The following is a 24,881-nucleotide window of genomic DNA, read 5'->3' as shown; positions in this document are numbered from 1 at the left end:
AACGGGGAGACGGGAACATGGCGGACACGCGTCGAAAGCTGCGCTCGGGCACGGTCGTACTGGGAGGCATGGGACTGCTCGCGGCGGCTCTCACCGCCTGCTCCTCCGACCCCGACAAGCGCTGCGTCGACCGCGACAGCTACAACCTCGCCAAGGGGTACAAGGTCGTCGCCGACAAGAACTGCAAGTCGACCAAGACCTCGGCGGCCGGCGTCTGGTACTACGGCGGCAAGAAGCAGGGCTCCTGGGTCGACGGCGGCTCCTTCAGCAAGCCGGGCAAGGGATCCGGGGGCTCCTCCAGCAGCAGTGGAGGCGGCAGCGGTGTCAGCCGCGGCGGCTTCGGCGGCGACGGCGACAGTGACGGCGGCAGCCACAAGGGCAGCTCCGGCGGCTGAGCGACCGAGCGGCTGAACAGGACACCTGCACCCATGCGACGTCACACCATCGAACCCCGCCCCGACTGGCAGCGCACCGTCGAGGAACAGGGTCTCGTCTATCCCCTGACCCGCCACCCCGACGGCCTTCTGCGCCCCTACTGGGACGAGAGCGCGTACTACGCGTTCACTCTCGACGAGGTCGAGGCGCTGGAGGAGACCGTCGAGGAACTCCACGAGATGTGCCTGGCGGCGGCCGCGCACCTGGTCGACTCCGACCGTCTCGCCGACCTCGGCATCACCGACCCGCGCATCGCGGCGGCGGTCGCCGAGGCCTGGCGCCGACGCGCCGAGCTCCCTTCCGTCTACGGCCGGTTCGACCTCCGCTACGACGGCGCCGGCCCGGCGAAACTCCTGGAGTACAACGCCGACACCCCCACCTCCCTCGTGGAGGCCGCCTCCCCCCAGTGGTTCTGGATGGAGGAGCGCTTCCCCGGCGCCGACCAGTGGAACTCCCTCCATGAACGCCTCGTCGCCGCCTGGAAGAAACAGGCCGCCCTGCTCCCGCCCGGCAGCCCGCTGCACTTCGCGCACTCCTCCGCCGACGAACTCGGCGAGGACCTCATGACGGTCGCCTATCTCAAGGAGACCGCCGAGCAGGCAGGTCTGGACACCGACTGGATCTCCATGGAGGAGATCGGCTGGGACCCCCTGTCCGGCCGCTTCGTCGACCAGCAACTCCGCTTCATCCGCAGCTGCTTCAAGCTGTACCCCTGGGAGTGGCTCACCACCGACCGCTTCGGCGGTCACGTCCTCGACACCCTCGACAACGGCGGCGGCACCGGCTCCACGATGTGGATCGAGCCGGCCTGGAAGATGCTGCTCAGCAACAAGGCGCTCCTGGCCGTCCTGTGGGAGCTGTACCCCGGCCACCCCAACCTCCTGCCCGCCTACCTCGACGGTCCCCGCGAACTGGCGGCCACGACCGGCTACGTCGCCAAGCCGCTGCTGGGCCGCGAGGGCGCCGGCGTCACGGTCCACGAACCGGGCGTCGCCCCGGCCGCCCTGCGCACCGACGAACCCTGCTGCTACCAGAAGTTGGCGCCGCTGCCCGCCTTCGACGGCAACCACGTCGTCCTCGGCGCCTGGGTCGTCGAGGACGAGTCGGCGGGCCTCGGCATTCGTGAGTCCTCCGGCCTGATCACAGACGAGTACGCCCGCTTCCTTCCCCACGTGATCCTTTAGCCCAGGAGGCGCCCCGAGATCGCTCGCATGGTGGACTCGGGGCCCTGCCCTTGTGACGTGCCCGCTAGGGTGGTGAGCAGGCCGTGACTGGCGCGCTGGGATGGGACGGACCATCGGGGAGCGGCCTTGAGCAGTGACTGTGCCGTGCGCCTGGGCCGAACCGTGACACCGTGACCGCTTTCCAGCACCACGCCACCCGGAGGCCGACGACATGTCCGAGCAGCAGCCCCTCTCCACCGAGTCCACCGCCTTCCGTGCGGCTCTCGACGTGATCCGTGCGGTCGAGCCGCGTGTCGCCGACGCCATCGGCCAGGAGGTCCACGACCAGCGCGAGATGCTCAAGCTGATCGCCTCCGAGAACTACGCCTCCCCGGCCACGCTCCTCGCGATGGGCAACTGGCTCAGCGACAAGTACGCCGAGGGCACCGTCGGCCGCCGCTTCTACGCCGGCTGTCGCAATGTGGACACGGTCGAGGCCCTGGCCGCCGAGCATGCCCGCGAGCTGTTCGGCGCCCGCCACGCCTATGTCCAGCCGCACTCCGGCATCGACGCCAACCTGGTGGCCTTCTGGGCTGTCCTCGCCGACCGTGTCGAGGCGCCCTTCCTGGAGAAGACCGGCGCCCGCCAGGTCAACGACCTCTCCGAGGCCGACTGGGCCACGCTGCGCCAGGCCTTCGGCAACCAGCGCATGCTCGGCATGTCCCTGGACGCCGGCGGCCACCTCACCCACGGCTTCCGCCCGAACATCTCCGGCAAGATGTTCGACCAGCGCTCCTACGGCACGGACCCGGCGACCGGCCTGATCGACTACGAGGCTCTGCGCGCCTCAGCGCGTGACTTCAAGCCGATGATCATCGTCGCCGGTTACTCCGCGTACCCCCGTCTGGTGAATTTCCGGATCATGCGGGAGATCGCCGACGAGGTCGGCGCGACCCTGATGGTCGACATGGCGCACTTCGCGGGTCTGGTCGCGGGCAAGGTCCTGACCGGCGACTTCGACCCGGTTCCGCACGCGCAGATCGTGACGACCACCACCCACAAGTCCTTGCGCGGCCCGCGCGGCGGCATGGTCCTGTGCGACGACTCCCTCAAGGACCAGGTCGACCGCGGCTGCCCGATGGTCCTCGGTGGCCCGCTCCCGCACGTCATGGCCGCCAAGGCCGTCGCCCTCGCGGAGGCCCGTCAGCCCTCCTTCCAGGACTACGCCCAGCGCATCGTCGACAACTCCCGCGCGCTGGCCGAGGGGCTGATGAGCCGGGGCGCGACCCTCGTCACCGGCGGCACGGACAATCACCTGAACCTGATCGACGTCGCCTCCTCCTACGGCCTCACCGGCCGCCAGGCCGAGGCCGCGCTGCTCGATTCGGGCATCGTCACCAACCGCAACGCCATCCCCGCCGACCCGAACGGCGCCTGGTACACCTCCGGTATCCGCATCGGCACCCCTGCCCTGACCACGCGCGGCCTGGGGACGGCCGAGATGGACGAGGTGGCGGCCCTGATCGACCGTGTCCTCACCACCACCGAGCCGGGCACGACGAAGTCGGGCGCCCCCTCCAAGGCTTCTCACGTCCTGGACGTGAAGGTTTCGGACGAGATCTCGCAGCGGGCTACGGACCTGGTCGCGGGCTTCCCCCTGTACCCGGAGATCAACCTCGGCTGACGTCGCCCTCGGCCGGACTCCATCCGGCGAGCTCAGAGATCGATCAGCTCCTGACGTGGCTCTCCTTGCGAGCCTCCCTGCGGCGGTCCGGCTTCGTGCCGGCCCGCCGCGCGGCGTATCAGCACCGAACCGCCGGCCCCCAGAGCCGCACCCAGGGCCAGTCCCGGTATCGCCCACCAGGCGCCGGTCCCTGCATCGAGGGCCGCCCCCGAGCCCTTGTCCGACCCCGTGCCGGAGCTCTCCGAACCGGCGCCGTCGGCGAGCAGCCTCTCCTGTTCCACTCGCGCGAGTGTGTCCCTCGGCGCCCGATGCCAGCGGATGTCGTCGTCCTCCACCTCCGGTGCCGGGTCCGAGCGGATCCATGGGGTGCCGTCCTGGGCCATGAACAGTTGATCCTGGCGTTCGACGGCCACATCACCGCCCGGTGCCCGCTTGGTCTGCGGCCAGCCCCCGACGCCCGTCAGCCCCCAGAAGACGGTGAACCGCACCGGCGGATGCCGGTCCCCCTGCCATGTCTCCGGCGCCCGCTCCGTCGTGGTGTTCGTCGGCTGGAGCAGTTGCCAGAGCAGGGCGAAGTCCTTCCCGGTCCGCGCGTCCCCGGCCCGCAGGGTCGTCGTCCGCCCGGTCGAGCTGGCGATCACCATGGCCACATTGGGGCCGTCATCCCCGTTGTCCGGTGCTGCGCTCGCCCCGGTCACCGACAGGCCGACGACCAGGCTCACCGCCATCGACAATGCCGCCGCCCAAGCGGCCACCAGAGCCCTGCCGCTCCCCCGAATCATTCGCCCGTCTCCCTCTCTCACGCCCGCCGTGCCCTGCCCCGGAGCGACTCGGCGTCCGCATCCGCTCTGTCACTCCTGGTACACCGCCCGGCCGCCCGGGGTTCCCACCCCACGGGGGCCGATTCCGAGGCCGGCCGCGGCCTAGATGGGGGCTGGACACCCAGCCCCCATCTAGCCCAGCGAGCGCGCGATCTCCACGGCCCGAGCCTTGGACGACATGCCCTCCAGCCGGAGCGTGGTGTCGCCGGTGGCGGCGCCGTGCACCCACAGCAGTGTCGGCCCGGCGGTCCGCTTCTCGCGGGTGTATCGGTTGCCGTCGGCGTCCACCAGCCAGAAGCTCAGCAGGTGCGGCTTCGGAAACCACAGGGCGGGGTCGGGCACGCCGTCGTCGTGGGACGCCGTGTCCAGGTCCACCCACTCGGGGGGCTCGCGCAGGGTCTTGGCGAAGCTGACGTCCAGCTGCGCCGGATACTCGTCCAGCCGGATCGGCCGGCCGTTCTCGCTCCAGCACAGGCTGATCAGGAACCGCCCCTGCGGCTCACGGGTCACCGCCACTTCGTCCGGGGTGCCCAGTGCGTCCGGCACCAGCGGCTCGAAACCGGCCGCGAGCCGGGCCTCGGCGAGGGACAGCGAACCGCCGCAGTCAGGCGCCCGCGCGCCGGGGGAGGGGGACGCCGACGGGTCGTACCGCACCTCGACGCCGCCGAAGTCGAACCAGTCGACCACTGCCGCTCGCACCGGGGGCGTGAGCACGAGCACGGTCAGCAGACCGCACAGCGCGGCCGTCAGCGAACGCCATCGCGCCCGCGTCCAGCGCCGCACGGCCCGCAGCCGCCCGGCGGTCCCCGGCGGCTCGGTCACCGGCACCGGCACCTGCTCGGCGAGTAGCTGCGCCAGCACCCGCTCGGCCATCGTCTCGCCGATGTCGATCCCGATCCCACCGACCCTGTTGATCCCACCGACCCTGTTGACCTCACCGACCCCGTTGGTCCCGTCGATCCCGTCGTCTCTCGGCGCGTCCAGTGATCGTCCGAGCGCCCGCAGTTCCTCCGGCAGCCGGGCGGCAGGCCCGCGTGGATCCCGAGCGGCGCCCTCACCGTCGTACGGCTCACTCATGCTTCATCACCCCCTTCCCGAGGCTGAAAGTCCGGCAGCAGGCGGCCCAGTTTGCGCAGGCCGCGGTTGAGTCGGGACTTCACCGTCCCTCTCGGCCAGCCGAGGGCCTGGGCGGTCTCGGACTCGTCCATCTCCAGGAGATAGCGGTACGTGACCACGAGCCGGTGCTCCTCGCTCAGCTTCTCCAGGGCTGTCAGCAGTGCCGTGCGGCGCTCGGTCTCGAGCGTCGCGACCGCCGGGTCGGCCGATTCCGGTATCAGCGGCTCGGCCTCCGCGAAGGCCGCCTCGCGGCCGGCCAGCGTCCGCTGCCGCACCGCCGTACGCACTGTGTTCCTCGTCTCATTGGCGACGATCGACAGCAGCCACGGCTTGAAGGCGGCCCCGTCCCGGAACCGGCCCAGCGCGTAGTACGCCTTCACGAAGGCCTGCTGTACCACGTCCTCCGCGTCCGCACCCGCGCCGAGCGCGGCGGCCGCCCGCAGGGCGATGCCCGTGTGGGCCCGCACCAGCTCCGCGTACGCCTCCGGCTCTCCGGCGCGTACGCGTGCGATCACCGCGGCCTCATCGACGATGCGGCCCCCCTCCCGCGCTCTCACGTTCTTGTTACACCGCTCGAACCCGATCGGTTCCGACCCCGGGGACATCTGTTTCGCGCGGGTTCCGGAGCGCCCCTGAAGCTCTGCGAGAATGGTGCGCATGGCCTCAGACCGTCCTCGCGTGCTCTCCGGAATCCAGCCCACCGCAGGCTCGTTCCACCTCGGCAACTACCTCGGCGCCGTCCGCCAGTGGGTGGCCCTGCAGGAGTCCCACGACGCGTTCTACATGGTCGTCGACCTGCACGCGATCACGGTCCCGCAGGACCCGAAGGAGCTCACGGCCAACACCCGCCTGGCCGCGGCGCAGCTCCTCGCGGCCGGCCTGGACCCGGACCGCTGCACGCTCTTCATCCAGAGCCATGTCCCCGAACACGCCCAGCTCGCCTGGGTCATGAACTGCCTCACCGGCTTCGGCGAGGCGTCCCGTATGACGCAGTTCAAGGACAAGTCCGCCAGGCAGGGCGCCGACCGCGCCTCCGTGGGCCTGTTCACGTACCCGATCCTGCAGGTCGCGGACATCCTGCTGTACCAGGCCGACGAGGTGCCGGTCGGCGAGGACCAGCGCCAGCACGTCGAGCTCACCCGCGACCTCGCCACGCGCTTCAACGGCCGCTTCGGCGAGACGTTCACGATCCCGAAGCCGTACATCCTGAAGGAGACGGGCAAGATCTACGACCTTCAGGACCCGTCGATCAAGATGAGCAAGTCGGCGTCCACGCCGAAGGGCCTCATCAACCTGCTCGACGACCCGAAGGCCACCGCCAAGAAGGTCAGGAGCGCGGTCACGGACACCGACACGGTCGTCCGCTACGACCCCGAGAACAAGCCGGGCGTGAGCAACCTGCTGGGCATCTACTCGACCCTCACCGGAACGAGCGTCCAGGAGCTGGAGCGGCAGTACGAGGGCAAGCTCTACGGCGCGCTCAAGACGGACCTCGCCGACGTCGTCGTCGACTTCGTGACGCCGTTCCGGGACCGCACACAGCAGTATCTGGACGACCCCGAGACGCTCGACGCGCTCCTCGCCAAGGGCGCCGAGAAGGCCCGCGCCGTCGCCGCGGAGACGCTGTCCCAGACGTACGAGCGCGTGGGCTTTCTGCCCGCGAAGCACTGAACGGCGCTCGGAAGCACTCGGGGCGCACCGCACACACGTTCCTCTGGGCAGAGCGCTGCACATCACTTTCTCTGCGCCTGCCCAGAGCACAGCCGTGGCCGTACAGTCGATAGCCGTACGACTGAGTACGAACCCGGCACCACACCCCGCCATGACGACATGACGACAGGAGAAGACGTGGGGACCGTAACGATCGGCGTGTCGATCGCGGTCCCGGAGCCTCACGGCAGCCTGCTCCAGGAGCGGCGCGCGGGCTTCGGCGACGCCGCGGCTCATGGCATCCGCACCCACGTCACGCTGTTGCCGCCGACCGAGATCGAGGCGGTCGCGCTCGCGGCGGTCCACGCGCACCTCACCGAGGTCGCCGCGGCCGGCCGGCCCTTCCCGATGCGGCTGTCCGGCACGGGCACCTTCCGGCCCCTGTCACCGGTGGTCTATGTGAAGGTCGTCGAGGGCGCCGAGGCCTGCGCCTGGCTCCAGCACCGGGTCCGTGACGCCTCCGGGCCGCTCACCCGCGAGCTGCAGTTCCCCTACCACCCGCACGTCACGGTCGCGCACGGCATCGACGAGGCGGCGATGGACCGGGCCTTCGAGGAGCTCGCCCACTACGAGGCCGAGTGGTCCTGCACCGGCTTCTCCCTCCACGAGCAGGGCGCCGACGGCGTCTGGCGCAAACTGCGCGAGTACACGTTCGGCGGCGCGACCGTCCCCCCGCAGGCAGCCCACACCGACCGCAACTCCCTGCCGACGCACTAGCCGACGCCCCGGACAGGTCCTAGAAGGCTCATGAAGATCTTGGGGTTCTGGCCCCGCCGCGTGAGCGGTGGGGCCAGACTCGTTTCGTGGTGATGGGGGAATGGGCCGGGGACACGGTCGGGCCGGATGTGTGGGAGACGTGCCGGGAGTTGATTCCGGCGGGGAGTGTGTTCGCGTTTCTGGCCGAGCACCGTGGTGCTCTGTTCCCGGCTCATATGTTCGCGGACATGTACCCGTCGGCGAATGGACGGCCGAGCATGCCGCCGCAGATCCTGGCTGCGGCGATCACGCTGCAGGCCCTGCACGGGCTGTCGGACTTCGAGACGGTGCAGGAGCTGCGGTGTGACCTGCGGTGGAAGGCCGCGTGCGGGCTGGGCCTGAACGACCTGGCGTTTGACCCGTCTCTGCTGGCCTACTTCCGCCGCCGTCTGGCCTGCTCGGCCCGGCCCAACCGCGTCTTCGAGGCCGTGCGCGAGGTGGTGAAGGCCACCGGTGTCCTGGGCGGCAAGCACCGGCGGGCCTTGGACTCGACGGTGCTGGACGACGCGGTGGCCACCCAGGACACCGTCACCCAGCTGATCGCCGCCGTCCGTGCGGTGATCCGCGAAGTCCCCGGCGCCGCCGAGGTCGCGGCCGTGCAGTGCACCGCGCACGACTACACCGATCCCGGCAAACCCCGCATCGCCTGGAACGACGAGCAGGCCCGCGCGGAACTCGTCGACGCCCTGGTCACCGATGTGCTGCGGCTGCTGGGCCACCTGCCCGACCAGCAGTTGGACGAGAAGGCCGCGAACGCCCTCGGCATCCTGGCGCTGGTCGCAGGACAAGACGTGGAGCCGGCCGAGGACTCCGACGGCCGCGACGGACGCTGGCGCATCAGCAAGGGGACCGCTCCGGGCCGCGTCGTGTCCACCGTCGACCCTGAAGCCCGCCACATCCACAAGACCCGCACCCACCAGCAGGACGGATACAAAGCCCACCTGGCCATCGAGCCCGAGACCGGCTTATACACGGCCGTGGCTCTGCGGCCCGGCGCCGGAGCCGAGCACCACGAGGCCACCGTCGGCCTGGATCTGCTGGCCGACGAGGAGAGTCCGGTGGACGCCTTCGGCGACACCGCCTACTCCGCCGGCGACATGCGCCAAGCCCTGCACCAGGCGGGGCACCGGCTGTTCTTCAAGCCCGCCCCACTGCGGCCCGCCGTCCCCGGCGGCTTCACCCTGGACGACTTCGCCATCGACACCGCCGCCTCCGCGGTCACCTGCCCCGCCGGGCATACGGTTGCCCTGTCGGGCCCCGGCGGACAGCACAACCAGCGCAAGGCGGCCTTCGGGAACCTGTGCACCGGATGCCCCCTCCGCGAGCGGTGCACCAAGGCCAAGGCCGGCCGCATCCTGACCATCCGCCCCCACCACGACCTGCAAGCGGCCGCCCGCCGCCAGGCCGCCACCGACCCGGACTGGCAAGCCGACTACCGCCGCTGGCGACCACCAGTCGAACGCGCCGTCGCCTGGCTCGTCCAGCACGGCAACCGCAGACTCCGCTACCGCGGAACCATCAACAACAACACCTGGCTTCACACCCGAGCCGCCGCCCTCAACCTCCGCCGACTGATCAACCTCGGACTCACCCACACTGGCGGCCGCTGGCGACTCACCCCGGCCACCACATAGCGAACAGGGGCTGCCCGGCCTCCGGCCGGACAGCCCCTCACCAAGATCTTCATGAGCCTTCTAGAGCGGGAGTCGGCGGTACATCGCGCGTGGCGCGTGGCGCAGCGCGGACATCACCAGGCGCAGCACTCCCGGCACCCAGACCGTCTCCGACCGTCGACGGAGCCCCAGTTCGACGGCCGTCGCGATCTCTCCCGGCGTGGTCGTCAACGGCTCCCGCGGCCGCCCCGTGGTCGCGCTCGTCCGCATGGAGCCGGGGCGTACGACCATGACGTGGACGCCCGTGCCGTGCAGCGCGTCGCCCAGGCCCTGGGTGAAGACGTCGAGGCCGGCCTTGCTGGAGCCGTAGATGAAGTCCGAGCGGCGGGCCCGCTCGCCGGCGACGGAGGACAGCACGACCAGGGAGCCGTGCCCCTGTGTCTGCAGGGCGCGGCCGGCGACCAGCCCCGCCGACACCCCGCCCGTGTAGTTGGTCTGCGCGACGCGCACCGCGGCCGCCGGTTCGCGCTCGTCGGTCGCCTGGTCGCCGAGGACGCCGAAGGCGAGCAGCACCAGGTCGACGTCGCCCTCGGCGAAGACCTTGCCGAGGACGGTCTCGTGCGACGCGGGGTCCAGCGCGTCGAAGGGGACGGTGTGGACGTCCGCCCCGAGGACGCGCAACTGCGCGGCGGCCGACTCCAGGTCGGGGGACGGCCGCCCGGCCAGCCACACCGTGCGGGTGCGGCGGGCGATCAGCCGGCGTGCGGTGGCCAGCGCGATCTCTGACGTACCGCCGAGGACGAGCATGGACTGGGGCAGGCCGAAGGCGTCCTTCATGAGCATGGAGATGACCGTATCGCCCCGCTATGACACGTCGGTCGCCCAACATTCGTCCGCTACCCGAAATGGGTGACCGGGCTTTTCGGGTACCCGCAACAGGGGTTGTCGACAACTGAAGCAGAGACTGGGGCAGAGTTCGGATCATGGACTGGCTGAAGAAGCTTCCCGGCATCGGGCCGTGGGTCACCCGCCTCATGGCCACGCACGCGTGGCGGTCGTACGAGCGCCTGGACCGGGTGAAGTGGACGCGGCTGGCCGCCGCGATGACGTTCGTCAGCTTCGTCGCGCTGTTCCCGCTGCTGACCGTGGCCGCCGCCGTCGTCGCCGCCACCCTCGGCGAGTCCCGGCAGCAGGAGCTCCAGGACAAGATCGCCGACCAGGTCCCCGGTATCTCCGACCAGTTGGACATCAACAGCCTGGTCCAGAACGCGGGCACCATCGGCCTCATCGCCGGCGCGGCACTGCTGTTCACCGGCATCGGCTGGGTCGGTCAGATGCGGGACTGTCTGCGCGCGGTGTGGGAGCGGCCCGACGACGACGAGAACCCCGTCCTGCGCAAGGCCAAGGACATGGGCGTCCTCGTCGGGTTCGGCGGCGCCGTGCTGGTCACCCTCGCCATCTCCACCGTCGCCTCGGCCCTGGTCGGCCGGATCACCGACGCGCTCGGCATCGACAACGCGGGCTGGGGCGGCATCCTGCTGCGCGTCGCCGCCTTCGCGATCGCCGTCCTCGCCGACTTCCTGCTCCTGCTGTACGTCCTCACCCTGCTGCCGGGCGTCGAACCGACCCGCCGCCGCCTCGTGGTGGCCGCGTTGATCGGCGCCGTCGGCTTCGAACTGCTGAAGCTGCTGCTGAGCGGCTATATGCAGGGCGTGGCCGCGAAGAGCATGTACGGCGCGTTCGGCGTGCCGATCGCCCTGCTGCTGTGGATCAACTTCACGTCGAAACTGGTCCTGTTCTGCGCGGCCTGGACGGCGACGGGCACCGCCCCCGACAACCCGCGCGACATCGACGTCAGCGACGACGCCGTACCAGGTCCGGCAGCGGCCAGCGGCGGTTGACGAGGAACGCGCCGCCCGCGAGGAGCACCAGCAGCCCGCCGGTGATCGCCAGCGCGATCCAGATGCCGCGCGAGCCGTCCTGGGCGACCGCGCCGGCCACCGGCTTCGACGACACGTTCCCGGCGCCGCCGGCCTGCCCGGAGTCCGGGGAGGAGGACGGCTTCGCGCCGGGCTGCGCGCTGGCCTGCGCGCCCTTCGGCGGGACCAGCTCGCCCACCGGCGTCACCTTGCCGGCCGCCTGGAAGCCCCAGTCGAAGAGCCTGGCGGTCTCCTTGTAGACCTCGTTGTGGTCGGTCTTCGACGGGTTCATGACCGTCACCAGCAGCACCTTGCCGCCGCGCTCGGCCACGCCGGTGAACGTGGCGCCCGCGTTGGTGGTGTTGCCGTTCTTGACGCCCGCGATGCCCGGGTACTGCGAGATGTCGTAGTCGCCGGCGAGCAGCCGGTTGGTGTTCTGGATCTCGAAGGTCCCGCGGGTGATCTTGCCCTTCTTGTCCTTCTTCGTCTCGCCCGGGAACTTGGCCGAGACGGTCGAGCAGTACTCCCTGAAGTCCTTCTTCTGCAGACCCGAGCGGGCGAACAGCGTCAGGTCGTACGCCGAGGACACCTGACCGGAGGCGTCGTAGCCGTCGGGGGAGACGACGTGGGTGTCGAGGGCCTGGAGCTCCTCGGCGTGCTCGTTCATCTCCTTCACCGTGTTCGCGACGCCGCCGTTCATCGCCGACAGCACGTGCACGGCGTCGTTGCCGGAGCGCAGGAAGACGCCGAGCCACAGGTCGTGGACCGTGTACGTCTCGCCCTCCTTTATTCCGACCAGGCTGGAACCCGACCCCATGCCTGCCAGGTCCTTCGGGTCGACCTTGTGCGTGGTGGTCTTCGGGAACCTCGGCAGCACGGTGTCGGCGAACAGCATCTTCATCGTGCTCGCCGGGGGCAGCCGCCAGTGCGCGTTGTGCGAGGCGAGCACGTCCCCCGACTCGGCGTCCGCGACGATCCACGACCGCGCGGTGAGGTCCTTCGGCAGCACCGGCGCGCCGCCCGCGATCGCCACCTGCGTCCCGGCCTGCCCGAGTCGCGTGCCGCCCACGGTCGACATGTTCGCCGGGGGAGTGGCCGAGGGGGAGGCACTGGCCGACGGGGCGGGCGACTTGCCGGTCGTCGGCGACGGTGACGACGTCGTACCGGCCGACGGTTTCGGTGACGGGCTCGGCGCCGCGAGCGAGACGGGCGCGGTCAGTGCGAGGGACGCGAGGGTCGCGGAGGTGACCAGCAGGGATCGCCTGAGGGTCTGCTTCATGGGTGCGGGCACGACGGAGAACGTACCTGGCACACGACGGGAAGTCCCGCCGCCCTCCCCACCCCGGTCATGGAACCGGACACCCGGCGGCGATACTGAACCCATGAAGCTCAGCCGCCCCGTCTCCTGGTTCCTGCTCGCCTTCGGGGTGTGGAGCTGGGTCATCTGGGTCACTTTCGTCAAAAACCTGGTCAAGGACAGCAGTGGGCTCGCCTTCGACGACGGCGACCCGACGGCGTACTTCTGGGTGCACCTGACGCTGGCCGTCGTCTCCTTCGTATTGGGGACGGTCGTCGGGGTCATCGGGTTGCGTGGTCTGCGCGCACTGCGTCGGACGTCATGACGATGGTGATCGTCTTCGCGCTGCTCGCGCTGGCGGTGCTCGTGGCGGCCAACTGGTACCTGTGGCGCCGTCTGTTCCGCGACACGACCCACGGCCCCGGCCGGGCGCGTCGCGGCGGCGCCGTGCTGATCGCGGGCGGCTGGGCCCTGGCGTTCGGCGCCCTGGTCGCCGAACGCGCCGGCGCCCCCTTCTGGCTCCAGCGCACCCTGGCCTGGCCGGGCTTCCTGTGGCTGGCCCTGTCGATCTACCTGCTCCTGGGGGTGCTCGCCGCCGAGGCCGTACGCCCGCTGCTCCACCGCTTCCTGGAAAGCCGGGCCCGCACAGCGCCGCCTGCCGAGACACCCACCCCGCACCCGGACCCGTCCCCGCCCCCGAGCCCACACCCGGATCCGGTCCCGACGGCGACGCCCGCCCAAGGGCAGCCCGCCGCCGCGCAGCCGAAGCAGCCCGCGCCTGGGCAGCTCGCCGCCGGGCAGCCGGAGTCCGGTCGGCCCCAGTTCGGGCAGCCGGAGTCCGGGCAGGCGGAGTCCGTGGGGGTGGTGTCCTCGCGCCGGGTCTTCGTCTCGCGCGTCGTCGGCGGTGCGGTCGCCGCGGCCGCCGTGGGGACGGTCGGGTACGGGAGTTACGGCGTCCTGCGCGGGCCCCGGGTCAAACGGGTCACCGTCCCGCTCGCCAAGCTGCCGCGCGCCGCGCACGGGTACCGGATCGCCGTCGTCAGCGACATCCACCTCGGCCCGATCCTCGGCAGGGGCTTCGCGCAGAAGGTCGTCGACACGATCAACGCGACGCAGCCGGACCTCATCGCCGTGGTCGGCGATCTGGTCGACGGCAGCGTGAAGGACCTGGGTCCGGCGGCCGCCCCACTCGCGCAGCTGAGGGCCCGTCACGGCAGCTTCTTCGTCACCGGCAACCACGAGTACTTCTCCGGCGCCGAACAGTGGGTCCGGGAGGTGCGGCGGCTCGGTCTGAACCCCCTGGAGAACGCCCGCACCGAACTTCCCTGGTTCGACCTGGCCGGTGTCAACGACATCGCGGGCGAGAGCGAGGGCCGCGGCCCCGACTTCACCCGGACGCTCGGCGACCGGGACACCACGCGCGCGTGCGTCCTCCTCGCCCACCAGCCGATCCAGATCCACGACGCCGTCGACCACGGCGTCGACCTCCAGCTCTCCGGACACACCCACGGCGGCCAGCTGTGGCCCGGCAACTTCATCGCGGCGGCGGCCAACCCGACCGTCGCGGGCCTGGAGCGCTACGGCGACACCCAGCTGTACGTGTCCCGGGGCGCGGGCGCCTGGGGCCCGCCCACGCGCGTGGGCGCCCCGTCCGACATCACGGTCATCGAACTGGCTTCGAAACAGGCCTGAGGCGGATGAGCGAGAAGGTGAGAAGAAGCTGTGAAACTCGGCGGAAACAGTACGTCGGTAAGTTCTTTCTCATCTCGTCAGAATCCTCTTCCCCCACGCGAAACTCGTGTGATTAGGTGAGCCCGCCGCCAAGGGGAGTGGCACTTTTTTTGTTGACTGGGCCCGAATTGCGGGCCTGGGGAGGCAGGGCATCACCATGCGGTCCGTTCGCATGCGGATACTCATGACGCTGCTGGTTCTCGCAGTCGTCGGAGTGGGCGGCTGGCAGCTGTTGCCGTCGCAGGAGAACGACAAGGCGACCATCACGGTCGGCACGACGGACACCGTCACCTCGCTCGACCCGGCCGGCGCCTACGACGCCGGCTCCTGGGCCCTGTTCAGCAACGTCTTCCAGTCGCTGCTGACGTACGAGCCGGGCGGCGTCTCACCCGTGCCGGACGCGGCCAAGAGCTGTTCCTTCGCCGAGGGCGGCCTGGTCACGTACACGTGCGAGCTGCGTAACGACCTCACCTTCACCGACGGCGGCAAGGTGACGGCCGAGGACGTGAAGTTCTCCTTCGACCGGGTCAAGAAGATCAACTCGGATGTCGGTCCTTCGTCCCTGTTCTCCACTCTGAAGTCGGTGGACGCCCACGGCCTGACCGTCACCTTCCACCTGTCGGCGCCCGACGCCACCTTCCCGTTCAAGGTGGCCACCGGAGCCGGTTCCATCGTGGATCACACCCGCTACCCGGCGGACGCGCTGCGCACCGGCAGCGACGTCGACGGCACCGGCCCGTACCGGCTGACGGGGTACACGAAGGACAAGAAGGTCCTTCTGTCGCCCAACTCGCGCTACAGGGGGGCCGTCTCCACCGGCGCGCCCATCGAGCTGCGCTACTACGCGGACCCCGACGCCCTGGAGAAGGCCTGGAAGGCCAAGGACGTCGAGGCCGCCACCCGGCAGCTGCCGCCCGCGGTCCTCGCCGCCCTCAACGCCAGCGACCCGGACCAGCGTGTCACCGAGGCCGACAGCTCCGAGACCCGCAACCTGTACTTCAACACCCGCTCCGACTCACCGCTGCACGACACGGACGTCCGCAAGGCGATGGCCTGGCTGATCGACCGCGCCCAACTGGCGTCGACCGTGTACGACGGGACCGTCGAGCCGCTGTACTCGCTCGTCCCGACCGGCATCACCGGCCACAGCACCTCCTTCTTCGACACCTACCCGAACCAGAACTCCGAGAAGGCCCGCAAGCTCTTGGAGAAGGCCGGCGTCAGCATCCCGGTGAGCTTCACCTACGGCTACGGCCTGGGCAGCGGGGCCGCGGCAAGCGAGGCCCAGGAGCTCAAGCGGCAGCTGGAGGCCGGCGGCCTGTTCAAGGTGAACGTCAAGGGTTACGAGTGGACCGACTTCCAGAAACGGTGGGCCACCGGAAAACTCGACGCGTACGCCGTCGGCTGGGTCGCCGACTATCCCGACCCGGACACGTTCGCGGCGCCGCTCGTCGGCACGGGCTCCACGATGAACACCGGCTACAGCAGCAAGGCCGTCGACAACTACATCGCCGACAGCCAGCGGTTCGCCGACCGCAGCCGGGTCGCCGACGACTTCCGCCGCCTCCAGCAGGCCATCGCCGAGGACGTGCCGGTCATCCCGCTGTGGCAGCGCAAGGAGTACGTCGTCACCAGCGCGGACGTCGGCGGCGGCCAGTATCTGGCGGACGGCAACGGCGTGTTCCGCCTCTGGAAGCTCGACTGGATCTGACGGATCCTCCCGCGCGCCGGGCATGCGCCCCCGTGACACCGGGCAGGCACCCGATGGGCACCATGTGACGGAGGTGTGTTCGGGGTGAGGAGCAGACGTGTCGCGACGCAACTCCTTCCGGCTGCCCCGGCACCCGGCGTCCGTCGGCCTCGCCCGGCGCCGGGTGCGTGAGCATCTCGCCGCCTGGGGACACCGCCCGGACGACCCGGCGCTGGCCGACGCCGTCCTCGTCGTGTCCGAGCTCGCCACCAACGTCGTACGCCACGGGCCGCTTCTGGAGCGGGAGTTCGAGGTGGCCGTCACCGCCCTCGGCGACGGCTCCTGCCTCATAGAGGTGTCCGACGAGGGCCGGCTGGAGCCGCGGGTGCGGCTGGTCGGCGAGGGGGAGGAACACGGCCGCGGCCTGCACCTGGTGGAGCACCTCGCCGCCGCATGGGGCGTCTGGACCAGGGGCCGCCACGGCAAGACGGTCTGGGCCCTGATCACGCCCCCGGGCCTGGGGACCACCCACGTCTAGGAGCGCGTCCGGTGGCGGTGGGCGCTCAGGGGCAGATCTTCGGGCGCGTGGGCAGTTCCACCGTTACTTCCAGGCCCTCGCCGCGTGCCGTGCGCACGCTCACCTCGCCGCCGTGGGCCTCGACGACGCCCTGCACGATCGCCAGGCCCAGCCCGCTGCCCGCGCCGCCGCCGGCCCGGAAGAAGCGGTCGAACACCCGCGCCGCGTCCTCCGCGCCCAGCCCCGGCCCCTTGTCCTCGACCGACAGCCGTACGACCCCGTCCACGCGCTCCGCCCCGAGCCGCACCGGCACCTCGGCGGGCGTGTGGGTGCGCACGTTGGCGACCAGGTTGCCCAGTACCTGCCGCAGCCCCGACTCGTCGGCCCGCACCAGCAGCGCCCCGTCGGCCTCGACGGTGACCGGCCGCTCGGGCTGCTGCGCCCGCAGGTCCTGCGCCGCGTCCCGCATCAGCCGGCTCACGTCCACGTTGCGCAGCCGCAGCTCGGGCCGCTGGTCGAGCCGGGCCAGCGTGAGCAGCTCGTCGACGAGCCGGCCCATGCGGCCCACCTCGCCGTTCATCCGGTCCCAGGCGCGCTGCCGCTCGTCCGGCTCGACCAGCATCCCCTGGTCGTACAGCTGGAGATAGCCGCGGATCGCGGAGAGCGGGGTGCGCAGCTCGTGCGAGGCGTCGGCGACGAACCGGCGCAGCTGTGCCGCGCTGCGCTCGCGCGTGCGGTACGCCGACTCCACCTGGTGGAGCATGGAGTTCAGCGCGAGCCGCAGCTGTTCCACCTCCTGGGTGGGGTGGCGGTTGCAGGGCACCCGCCGGGTCAGATCCCCCTCGGCGATCGCCGTCGACGTCTCCACCATGTCCTCCAGCGGCCGCATCCGCCGTCTCACGCTCCACATCGTCAGACAGGCGAGTAAAGCCAGCAGCAGGGTGCCGACGGCGAGGTCGAGCTTCAGGGCCTGCGCTATGCCCTTGCTGAGGGCGTCCGTCGAGGTCGCCAGCAGGATGTATGTGCCGTCGGAGAGCCGCGTCGCGGTCACCCGGTAGGTGGCGCCGTGCACGGTCACGTCGTGCGGGTCGGAGTCCCGGATGAGCGCGCCCGGGTCGTCCACGGCGTCCGCGAGGCCGCGCTGCGCGTCGGTCGGCCGGATGCCGAAGAGGGGCATGGCCGTGCCCTTGCCGTCCACGGCGGTGAACAGGGACTCCGGCGCCGGTCGGTCGTCCCCGTACTCGGGCAGCAGCCGGTCGCGGACGAAGCCGAGGACGCTGAGCGAGTCGATCTGCCGCATGGTGAGCTGGGAACTACCCAGGGACGCACGGGACTTGGTCAGCCCGGAGTCGACCTGGTCCAGGAGGTAGTGCCGCATCGTCATGAGGCTGATCGCGGTCGCGGCGACGATGCCGAGGGCGAGCAGCCCCACGTTGGCAGCCGTCAACTTGAACCACAGGGAGCGCAAGCCGTGGTGGAACCGCCTCATGCCAGCCCGTATCCCACGCCCCGCCGCGTGGTGATCACCGGCGGTCCCAGGGCGTCCAGCTTGCGCCGCAGATAGCTGATGTAGGTCTCGACGACCGTCGACTCCGGCGGGGTGTGCTCGTACTGCCAGACATGGCGCAGGAGTTGCTCCTTGGGGACGACCCGGCCGCCGTTGCGGACCAGGAAGCGCAGTAACGCGTACTCGGTGGGGGTCAGCTCGACCGAGCGGCCCGCGCGGTGCACGCTGTACGTCGTCTCGTCCAGCTCGAGGTCGCCGTAGCGCAGCGGCGGGCGCTGCGGCAGGACGTCGGCCGGCCGGGTGCGCCGCAGGACCGCCGTGATGCGGGCGACCACTATGTCGAGGTCGAACGGCTTGGTGATGTAGTCGTCGCCGAAGCCGAGGGCGCCGACGATCTCCGCCGGCGCGTCCCGCGCGGTGAGGAACACCAGCGCCAGGTCCGGCCTGTGGACGCGCAGTTCACGGCCGAGCGCCCGGCCGTCGCCGTCCGGCAGCATCACGTCCAGCAGGGCCACGTCCGGCCGGGTGCGCTCGGCGAGCGCGAGGGCCTCGCGGACGGTGCCCGCCGTCATGACCTCGAAGCGGTGGTAGCGCAGGGCGATAGCGAGGACGTCCGCGATACTCGGTTCGTCCTCCACGACCAACACGGTGCCGGAAGCCGTCGTCATGCCCTCAGTATCGGCGGGCCCACTGACAATCCGGGCCGATTCGCGCTTTGGAGTTCCTTGAGAGTCATGGCCGTTGCATGTCCCCACGCGTGCGCAACCGCCAATCCTGTTGCCCAGGACCTGGGGGACGAACCGACTCTGAGTGAGGAGCTCGAACGTGGCGGCATTAGCACGCTGGTGCTACAGGCATCGGCTGGCGGTCCTGTTGCTGTGGGTGGGGGCGCTGTTTGGCCTGGGATTCTCGGCCTCGACGGCGGGCACGGACTATGCGAGCACCTTCTCCCTCCCCGGCACGGACTCCATGAAGGCGTACGACCTGATGGAGAAGGCGTTTCCCGCGACCGCGGGCGACACCGACACGGTCGTGTGGAAGGTCGACGACGGCTCGGTACGGGACCAGGACGTACGCTCCCGGATCCAGCCCGCGCTCGACGAGATCGCGAAGATGAAGGGCATCGGCGAGGTCAAGAGCCCCTATGCGGCGGCGGGGGAGGCGGGGCAGGTCAGCCGCGACGGCCGGATCGCCTACGCGCAGATCACCTTCACCGAGCAGGTGAACGCCCTGCCCAAGGAACTCGTCCAGGACGTGCTCGACACCGCCCAGAAGGCTGAACAGAAGGGCCTGGAGGTCGAGTTGGGCGGCCTGGCCATCCAGCGGGTGGAGGAGCCGCCATCCGGCCTCGCCGAGATGGTCGGCCTCGCGGCGGCCGCGGTGGTCCTGTTCCTGGCCTTCGGATCGCTCCTGGCGATGCTGTTGCCGCTCGCCGTGGCGATCTTCGGCGTCGGCATGGGCATGTTCTCGACCCAGCTGCTCAGCCACGTCACCGACATCCCGGAGCTGGCGCCGCTGCTGTCCTCGCTGATCGGCCTCGGCGTCGGCATCGACTACGCCCTGTTCATCGTCACCCGGCACCGCAAGGGCATCCTGCGCGGAATGGACCCGGAGGAGTCGGCGGTCATCGCCCTCAACACCTCCGGCCGGGCCGTGCTGTTCGCGGGCGGCACGGTGTGCATCGCGCTCGCCGGCATGCTGGTGACGAACCTGCGCTTCCTGGACGGCGTCGTCATCGGCACCTCCCTGACGGTGGTCCTGAGCGTCCTCGCCGCAACGACCCTGCTGCCCGCGCTGCTGGGCTTCCTCGGCACGCGCGTGCTGAGCCGCAAGCAGCGCAAGCGGCTGGCCGCGAACGGCCCGGAGCCGGAGGGGGCGAGCGGCCCCGCGGCCCGCTGGTCGGCGAACGTGCAGCGCCGCCCCCGTCGGATCGCCGCCCTCGCGCTCGTCGTCATGGCCGTCCTCGCCCTCCCCGTGCTGTCCCTGCGCCTCGGCGTCAGCGACCAGGGCAACGACGACGCCTCGACGACCACCCGCAAGGCCTACGACCTGCTCGCGGAGGGCTTCGGACCGGGCTTCAACGGCCCTCTCCAGGTGGTCATGGAGGGCGGTGACACCAACGCGGTCGTCAACGGCATCAAGGACACGCCGGGCGTCGCCCAGGTGGCCGCGCTGCCGCCGGCCCGGGGCGTCACGATCATCCAGGTGGTCCCGACGACCTCGCCGCAGTCGGAGCAGACGGACACCCTGATCGACCGTCTGCGCGACGACGTCCTCCCGCAGGCCGGCGCGACGGGACACGTGGGCGGTGTCACGGCCATCTCCAAGGACTTCGCCACGGTCACCGGCGACCGCCTGCCGCTGTTCGTCGCCACCATCATCGGCCTGGGCTTCCTGCTGCTGATGGTCGCCTTCCGCTCCCTGGTGGTGCCGTTGACGGCGGCCGTGATGAACCTGATCGCGGCGGCGGCCTCGTTCGGCGTCCTCGTCGCCGTCTTCCAGTACGGCTGGGGCCTGGACCTGCTCGGCCTCGGCAAGGAGGGCCCGATCAACGCCTTCCTGCCGGTCATCATGCTGTCGCTGCTCTTCGGTCTGTCGATGGACTACCAGGTGTTCCTGGTCAGCCGGATGCACGAGGAGTGGGTCCATACGAAGGACAACGCGCGCGCGGTCCGCGTCGGCCTGGCCGAGACCAGCCGGGTCATCAACTCCGCGGCCCTGATCATGGTGTGCGTGTTCCTCGCGTTCGTCCTGAGCGGCGACTCGGGCGGCGCGATGGCGGGCGTGGGTCTCGCGGCGGCGGTGGCGCTGGACGCGTTCATCCTGCGCACGGCTCTCGTACCGGCCGCGATGCATCTGCTCGGCAACTCCAACTGGTGGCTGCCGGCGGGGCTGGAGAAGCGGCTGCCGCATCTGGCGGTCGAACCGAACGAGGACGAGCCGGCCGCGGCTGCCGCGCGCGGCGAGGGTGCCGCCTCGGCCGTCCACGGCTTCGTACGGGACACGACCGGCGACCCGGTCGAGGGCGCCACGGTGACCCTTCTGACGAAGGGCGGAAACCAACTCGACCGCGTCACGTCGCTCGCCGACGGCTCCTACATCCTCTCGGTCCCGGTCCCGGGAACGTACCTCCTGGCGGCGACGGCCCCGTCGTATGTCTCCGGTGCGCGCCAGGTCACGATCGCGGCCGAACCGCTGGCGTTCGACGTCGAGTTGGCCGAGGGCGAGATGGACGTGGACGCGTCCAGGTGACGTGACCCGACCTGCCTGACCTGCCCGGCCTGCTAGCCGTGCTCGGTCCGGTCGCCGTGCTCGACCTGTTCGGCGCGCTGGTCCGCCGGACCCGGTGAAGACTTCTTCTGGCCCCTCTTCGCCGGGTCCGGCACCGCGTTGGTCATGCCGGGCAGGAAGTCCGTGAACAGGTCGTGCACCTCCAGGACGAGCGGCCGCAGCACCCGGAACCGGGCCAGCGCCACACCCCGCGCGGTGAGCCGCGCCCCCCGTCCGGCCAGCCGGTAACTGCGCTCGCGCCCCGGCGTACGGTCGTAGATCCAGTACATGACCAGGCCCATCTGGGAGAGCCACATCAACTCGGGCAGCACCTCCCGCAGTTCCTCCGGCACCTTCGCCTTCGAACCCGCGAGCACCTCCTTGTGGACGGCGATGGCCTCCACGCGCGCGTGCTCCGACTCGGCGGAGAAGGGGCTGAGCGGGCTGTCCGGATCGGCGGCCGTCTTGAAGAACTGCACCGCGAACTCGTGGTACGGCGTGGCCACGTCCAGCCAGGTCCGCAGCACGCCCGCGAGCCGCGCCTCCAGGCTGGTCTCCCGCGCCAGGATGCCCCGGACCGCCTCCCGGTGTTCGGCCGCGAGCCGGTCGTAGAAGCCCTGGATCAGGTGTTCCTTGCCGGCGAAGTAGTAGTACGCGTTGCCGACCGAGACCCCGGCCTCCTTGGCGATGGCCCGCATCGTCGTCTTGTCGTAACCGCGCTCCTGGAACAGCCGCATCGCCGTCTGAAGGATCAGCGCGCGGGTCTGCTCGGACTTGGACGCGGGAGCACCTTCAGGGGACTCCTGAGGTTCCCGGTGCTGGGTCGGGGGATCGGCCTCGGCGGGACCGTCGTTGTTCGCGGACACGGAAGGAGCCTAACCAGTGGAGCAGGCACCGTCGGCACAGGTGGGCGGAGTGTAGCTCCAGCCCTGACCCGGGTCGTAGGACCAGCCGTCGCCCCGCCGGTAGACGCCCCCGCCCCAGCCCACGCCCTGTCCGTGCCCGTCGCGCCACTTGGCGGCGGCGAGCACGGCCGCCCGCGCGAGCTTCGCCCCGGCGGGCGTGCTCAGCCGGTGCGCGAGCGGGCGGTGTTCGCGCAGCGCCCACAGGGTGACGATCCAGGCGGCGGCGCCCGTGTAGACCTGACCGGCGTCGCCGACGACGGTGATCTCGTCGAGGGTGGCGCGATGGTCGAGGCCGGGAAAGCGGGCGAGGGCCTCGGCGGAGCCCGCCGGGACGAACTCCAGTGGCACCAGCTGAGGTTGCCGGCCCAGCCAGTCGCGCACGAAGCCGCACAGGGAGCACTCGGCGTCGAAGAGGACGGTGAGCCGGCGAACCGGGACGCGAAGAGCGTCCCGGCCGACGGCGGCCTGTTCTGTCCCTCGGGCGGCCATGGCGCTCAGGCTCCCGCGCTGGGCGCCGCGGGGGTGGCCCAGCCCTGCGGGGCGACCGGCGGGAGCTGCTCGCGCTCCATGACCCCGCGCCGCCGGATCCGGTTGAGCACGTACACGTTGGCCAGGTGCATCGCGCCGAGCACCAGCAGGACCACGCCCAGCTTGGTCGACAGGGCCTCGAAGATGCCGCGGGTGTCCTCGACGGTGTCGTCGCTGCTCAGGTAGAGGGCGACGAAGCCGAGGTTGACGAGGTAGAACCCGACCACCAGGAGGTGGTTGACGGCGTCGGCGAGCTTCTCGTTCCCCTGCAGCACATCGGCGAGGAAGACCCGTCCGTTGCTGCTCAGGGTCCTGGCCACCCAGACGGTCAGACCGATGCTGACGATCAGGTAGACGACGTAGGCGATGACCGTGCGATCCATGTTCCCCACCTCTTGTTGAACCTGTTGAACTAGTTGAACGCGTTCAAAACGCTGTCGGGAATGACTGTAGCCCTAGTTTTGAACACGTTCAACAGTGGGATCGGTCCGCGAGGTGTGGCCCCTGACACCTCCCCAGTTCGGGTCGCTTGGAGTAGTCCGTGAACCCGAGGACATTCCCCCAGGGATCGGCGACCTCGACGGTCCACCCGGTGGCCACGGAGAACGGCGGGTCGAGCGGCACGATCCCGACCTCGGCCAGCCGTCGTGCCACGGCCCGGGCGTCCGGCACCTCCACCCACACTCGTGTGGCCGGCCAGGGTGGCGCCCGATGCCCCAACGCCTCTTCCCGCCGCAACAGAATCCCGGGAGTCTCGCCCCCGACCTTCAGCAGGGCGATCCCGCCCTCGTCGAACCGGAAGCCCGTCACGAGCCCGGCCCGCTCGTAGAACCCCACGGCCTCCCCGAGATCCCCGACAGGCACCAACACGTTGTCGAACCCGAGCGGCTCGCACGACTGATGATCTGACATGCGGTCAGATTAGGTAGGGGTGCGGGGAGGCGGGGGAGGGCTTGACCGGGGGGTCACTCGGGCGGGGGAGAGGCGGCCGGGGGAGAGACGGCCGGGGCGAGGTGACCGGTGGAGTGGGGCGTCCAGGAGTTGCGAGGGTTGTGCAGGGGGTGGATCTGTGAAAGATGACCCTATGTGGATCGAGCTGATCTCCTCGCTCTCGGGGGACGTGGACCTTGCCGGGCCCGGCTGTGAGCAGGAAATGCGGGCGGCCGAGGTGGTGTTGGGGCATCCTCTGCCTGCCGCGCTCAAGGAACTCTGGCGGGTCGCGGACGGCGCCCGGGACAAGTACGGGGCCGGGATCGTGGGCTCGGTCGGTGAAGTCGTGGACCGGAACCTGGAGTTCAGGAGCTCGGTCGACTTCCGGGGCCTGTACATGCCGTTCGATCCGCTGCTGCTGTTCGGGGAGAGCAGCGGCGGTGATCTGTTCGCCTTCGTCGTCAAGCCGGACCGGCCGGACATCTTCGTCTGGGACCACGAGAGCGACAGCCGTCGCTGGGTGGCGAACAACCTGGAGGACTACCTGCGGCGGCGGCTCGGCAGCGATGATCCGCAGTGGTACGCGTCGTGGTGACGGAGGGTCAGTCGCTCGTCCTCGGCCGACCTGCCGCGAGAATCTCCGCGGCGCTCAGGGTGATCTCGGCACCGATCGAGTAGGGCAGGCGGAAAGACTGGCCCGGGGCGTAGAACTGGTGGTTGTCGTAGCCGCCCTTCTTCGGTCCGGTGAGGACGTGGACCCGCTGATGCTTGCGGTCGACGACGACGTAGACGGGGATCATGGCCTCGGCGTACGCGGGGACCTTGGTCTTCACGTCGTCCTTCCAGTTCCCGGACGTGACCTCCAGGACCAGGCGGAAGCAGGCCGGGTCGTACGCGTTGTTCCGCACGAAGTGGTCGTCGATGTCGGAGTCGACGATCACCAGGTCGGGGATGACGTAGTCTTCCTCGCCGGTCGGTAGCCACAGACCGACGTTCTGCAGGACCTCGGTTTCCGCGCCGTGCAGCCCAGCGGCGATGAAGGGAATCATGAGCTGGGTCAGGGCACGGGCGTGTGGGGCATCCGGTGACGGTGTTACGAGGAGGTGGCCTCCGATGATCTCGACGCGGTAGCCCGGATGGCGCTCCATGATCTCGTCGGCGATGGCCGTGAGCGAGAACGGCTCGTCGTCGAAGGGCTGCTCGACGGCTGCAGCGGACATCGCGTGCCTCCTTGGGGCCGGTGTCGAAACCATCGTCGTAGGCCGGAAGCCCTACCGGTGTCCCTCTTG

General features: G+C 70.5%; 25 protein-coding genes and 1 riboswitch. Of the genes, 13 read left to right on the top strand and 12 right to left on the bottom strand.

The window, feature by feature from the left end; genetic code table 11:
• Positions 1-17: 17 nt before the first annotated feature.
• The 3 genes from B5557_RS16975 to B5557_RS16965 all read left to right on the top strand — a co-directional run bounded on the left by B5557_RS16975 (position 18) and on the right by B5557_RS16965 (position 3,282).
• Entirely contained in the window at positions 18-395 is a 378-nt protein-coding gene (locus tag B5557_RS16975; protein WP_079660273.1) for a hypothetical protein, read from the top strand.
• A gap of 33 nt (positions 396-428) precedes the next feature.
• Positions 429-1,619, top strand: coding sequence for a glutathionylspermidine synthase family protein (locus tag B5557_RS16970; protein ID WP_079660271.1), 1,191 nt, complete (start codon positions 429-431; stop codon positions 1,617-1,619).
• 73 nt (positions 1,620-1,692) lie between these two features.
• Positions 1,693-1,782, top strand: a riboswitch (ZMP/ZTP riboswitch).
• Positions 1,783-1,830: 48 nt separating this feature from the next.
• Positions 1,831-3,282, top strand: a complete 1,452-nt coding sequence (locus B5557_RS16965; RefSeq protein WP_079660270.1) for a glycine hydroxymethyltransferase — start codon at positions 1,831-1,833, stop codon at positions 3,280-3,282.
• 32 nt (positions 3,283-3,314) lie between these two features.
• On the opposite strand, the gene B5557_RS16960 is transcribed toward B5557_RS16965, so the two are convergent.
• From B5557_RS16960 to B5557_RS16950, 3 genes are all read right to left on the bottom strand, one after another.
• Entirely contained in the window at positions 3,315-4,010 is a 696-nt protein-coding gene (locus B5557_RS16960) for a hypothetical protein (RefSeq protein ID WP_079664827.1), read from the bottom strand.
• 225 nt (positions 4,011-4,235) lie between these two features.
• Positions 4,236-5,180, bottom strand: a complete 945-nt coding sequence (locus B5557_RS16955) for a hypothetical protein (protein WP_079660268.1) — start codon at positions 5,178-5,180, stop codon at positions 4,236-4,238.
• Positions 5,177-5,734: an RNA polymerase sigma factor gene (locus tag B5557_RS16950; protein WP_231976374.1), complete on the bottom strand. Its 558-nt coding sequence runs from the start codon at positions 5,732-5,734 to the stop codon at positions 5,177-5,179. Before B5557_RS16950 ends, B5557_RS16955 begins: the two co-directional genes overlap by 4 nt.
• A gap of 142 nt (positions 5,735-5,876) precedes the next feature.
• On the opposite strand from B5557_RS16950, the gene trpS reads away from it, so the two are divergent.
• The 3 genes from trpS to B5557_RS16935 all read left to right on the top strand — a co-directional run bounded on the left by trpS (position 5,877) and on the right by B5557_RS16935 (position 9,319).
• Positions 5,877-6,890 (top strand): tryptophan--tRNA ligase, encoded by a 1,014-nt coding sequence (gene trpS / locus B5557_RS16945; RefSeq protein ID WP_079664825.1) that lies wholly within the window; start codon positions 5,877-5,879, stop codon positions 6,888-6,890.
• Positions 6,891-7,067: 177 nt separating this feature from the next.
• Positions 7,068-7,646, top strand: a complete 579-nt coding sequence (locus B5557_RS16940) for a 2'-5' RNA ligase family protein (RefSeq protein ID WP_079660267.1) — start codon at positions 7,068-7,070, stop codon at positions 7,644-7,646.
• 92 nt (positions 7,647-7,738) lie between these two features.
• Complete coding sequence (locus B5557_RS16935; protein ID WP_079657897.1) at positions 7,739-9,319, top strand: IS1182 family transposase; 1,581 nt, start codon at positions 7,739-7,741, stop codon at positions 9,317-9,319.
• Between the two features lie 60 nt (positions 9,320-9,379).
• On the opposite strand, the gene B5557_RS16930 is transcribed toward B5557_RS16935, so the two are convergent.
• On the bottom strand, positions 9,380-10,135 hold the full coding sequence (locus B5557_RS16930) for a decaprenylphospho-beta-D-erythro-pentofuranosid-2-ulose 2-reductase (RefSeq protein ID WP_079664824.1): 756 nt from the start codon (positions 10,133-10,135) through the stop codon (positions 9,380-9,382).
• 146 nt (positions 10,136-10,281) lie between these two features.
• On the opposite strand from B5557_RS16930, the gene B5557_RS16925 reads away from it, so the two are divergent.
• Positions 10,282-11,199 carry a YihY/virulence factor BrkB family protein gene (locus B5557_RS16925; protein ID WP_079660265.1) on the top strand — a complete coding sequence of 306 codons (918 nt, stop codon included), beginning with the start codon at positions 10,282-10,284 and terminating at the stop codon, positions 11,197-11,199.
• On the opposite strand, the gene B5557_RS16920 is transcribed toward B5557_RS16925, so the two are convergent.
• The gene (locus B5557_RS16920; protein WP_331716839.1) at positions 11,153-12,508 is read right to left on the bottom strand and encodes a D-alanyl-D-alanine carboxypeptidase family protein; all 1,356 of its coding nucleotides are present in this window, start codon (positions 12,506-12,508) and stop codon (positions 11,153-11,155) included. The genes B5557_RS16925 and B5557_RS16920 overlap by 47 nt on opposite strands.
• A 91-nt stretch (positions 12,509-12,599) precedes the next feature.
• On the opposite strand from B5557_RS16920, the gene B5557_RS16915 reads away from it, so the two are divergent.
• The 4 genes from B5557_RS16915 (at position 12,600) to B5557_RS16900 (ending at position 16,473) form a co-directional block, all read left to right on the top strand.
• Positions 12,600-12,839: an SCO4848 family membrane protein gene (locus tag B5557_RS16915; protein ID WP_079664823.1), complete on the top strand. Its 240-nt coding sequence runs from the start codon at positions 12,600-12,602 to the stop codon at positions 12,837-12,839.
• Between the two features lie 2 nt (positions 12,840-12,841).
• Positions 12,842-14,206, top strand: coding sequence for a metallophosphoesterase (locus B5557_RS16910; RefSeq protein WP_079660262.1), 1,365 nt, complete (start codon positions 12,842-12,844; stop codon positions 14,204-14,206).
• Positions 14,207-14,417: 211 nt separating this feature from the next.
• Positions 14,418-15,956: an ABC transporter substrate-binding protein gene (locus B5557_RS16905; RefSeq protein WP_173877694.1), complete on the top strand. Its 1,539-nt coding sequence runs from the start codon at positions 14,418-14,420 to the stop codon at positions 15,954-15,956.
• A 97-nt stretch (positions 15,957-16,053) separates the two neighbouring features.
• Positions 16,054-16,473 carry an ATP-binding protein gene (locus tag B5557_RS16900; RefSeq protein ID WP_079660259.1) on the top strand — a complete coding sequence of 140 codons (420 nt, stop codon included), beginning with the start codon at positions 16,054-16,056 and terminating at the stop codon, positions 16,471-16,473.
• A 25-nt stretch (positions 16,474-16,498) separates the two neighbouring features.
• Here the strand turns inward: B5557_RS16900 and B5557_RS16895 are convergent, their stop codons facing one another.
• Entirely contained in the window at positions 16,499-17,941 is a 1,443-nt protein-coding gene (locus B5557_RS16895; protein WP_079660258.1) for a sensor histidine kinase, read from the bottom strand.
• A complete protein-coding gene (locus tag B5557_RS16890; RefSeq protein ID WP_079660256.1) occupies positions 17,938-18,627 on the bottom strand; it encodes a response regulator transcription factor in 690 nt (229 codons plus the stop codon). The genes B5557_RS16895 and B5557_RS16890 overlap by 4 nt, the downstream gene beginning before the upstream one ends.
• 157 nt (positions 18,628-18,784) lie before the next feature.
• Here B5557_RS16890 and B5557_RS16885 point away from each other — a divergent pair, with 157 nt between their 5' ends.
• Positions 18,785-21,211: an MMPL family transporter gene (locus B5557_RS16885; protein WP_079660255.1), complete on the top strand. Its 2,427-nt coding sequence runs from the start codon at positions 18,785-18,787 to the stop codon at positions 21,209-21,211.
• A gap of 32 nt (positions 21,212-21,243) precedes the next feature.
• On the opposite strand, the gene B5557_RS16880 is transcribed toward B5557_RS16885, so the two are convergent.
• The 4 genes from B5557_RS16880 to B5557_RS16865 all read right to left on the bottom strand — a co-directional run bounded on the left by B5557_RS16880 (position 21,244) and on the right by B5557_RS16865 (position 23,574).
• Positions 21,244-22,095 (bottom strand): TetR/AcrR family transcriptional regulator, encoded by an 852-nt coding sequence (locus B5557_RS16880; RefSeq protein ID WP_099936084.1) that lies wholly within the window; start codon positions 22,093-22,095, stop codon positions 21,244-21,246.
• Positions 22,096-22,104: 9 nt separating this feature from the next.
• Positions 22,105-22,623: a thiol-disulfide oxidoreductase DCC family protein gene (locus tag B5557_RS16875; protein ID WP_079660253.1), complete on the bottom strand. Its 519-nt coding sequence runs from the start codon at positions 22,621-22,623 to the stop codon at positions 22,105-22,107.
• Between the two features lie 5 nt (positions 22,624-22,628).
• Positions 22,629-23,045, bottom strand: a complete 417-nt coding sequence (locus B5557_RS16870; protein WP_079660252.1) for a hypothetical protein — start codon at positions 23,043-23,045, stop codon at positions 22,629-22,631.
• 88 nt (positions 23,046-23,133) lie between these two features.
• Positions 23,134-23,574, bottom strand: a complete 441-nt coding sequence (locus B5557_RS16865; protein ID WP_079660250.1) for a VOC family protein — start codon at positions 23,572-23,574, stop codon at positions 23,134-23,136.
• Between the two features lie 157 nt (positions 23,575-23,731).
• On the opposite strand from B5557_RS16865, the gene B5557_RS16860 reads away from it, so the two are divergent.
• Entirely contained in the window at positions 23,732-24,187 is a 456-nt protein-coding gene (locus tag B5557_RS16860; protein WP_231976373.1) for an SMI1/KNR4 family protein, read from the top strand.
• A 7-nt stretch (positions 24,188-24,194) separates the two neighbouring features.
• Here B5557_RS16860 and B5557_RS16855 read toward each other — a convergent pair whose 3' ends face one another.
• A complete protein-coding gene (locus tag B5557_RS16855) occupies positions 24,195-24,812 on the bottom strand; it encodes a Uma2 family endonuclease (RefSeq protein WP_079660234.1) in 618 nt (205 codons plus the stop codon).
• Positions 24,813-24,881: the final 69 nt, after the last annotated feature.

It is taken from the genome of Streptomyces sp. 3214.6 (genome assembly GCF_900129855.1).
Classification (GTDB): Bacteria; Actinomycetota; Actinomycetes; order Streptomycetales; family Streptomycetaceae; genus Streptomyces; species Streptomyces soliscabiei.
This window is presented reverse-complemented; position numbering and strand designations above follow the sequence as displayed.